The 288-nt window shown below is 67.7% G+C and carries 1 protein-coding gene; it reads left to right on the top strand.

Annotated features, from left to right (window positions below; translation table 11 throughout):
* Window positions 1–136 precede the first annotated feature (136 nt).
* Window positions 137–288, top strand: a 152-nt coding sequence (locus GV792_RS28835) for an SDR family NAD(P)-dependent oxidoreductase (RefSeq protein ID WP_163828145.1), incomplete at its 3' end; no start/stop codon positions are given.

The raw sequence follows: 288 nt of genomic DNA, 5'->3' as shown, positions 1-288 counted from the left end.
GCTTCCGTGCGATTGGGTGACACGTCAACGCGACGACCGTTTCCCGCCAGCGCAGGCGTCGCCTGCCGGGTTGACTGGTCATCACGACGTCGTAGCGCACATCAAAAGGCAAGTACCAGAAGGGAAACCGACAACCATGGCACAACGATTCGCCGACCAGGTCGTCCTGATCACCGGAGCCACCTCGGGCGTGGGCGAGGCGGTGGCGCGGCGGGTGGCCGCCGAGGGTGCCGCGGTGGTCCTCGGCGCGCGCGGAAAGGAAGCCGGCGTGCGAGTGGCCGAGGAGAT

Source organism: Nocardia cyriacigeorgica, assembly GCF_010868145.1.
In the GTDB taxonomy this organism is placed as follows: Bacteria; Actinomycetota; Actinomycetes; order Mycobacteriales; family Mycobacteriaceae; genus Nocardia; species Nocardia cyriacigeorgica_D.
Note: the sequence above shows the minus strand (reverse complement) of the source record. Positions and strands in the feature narration are given on the sequence as shown.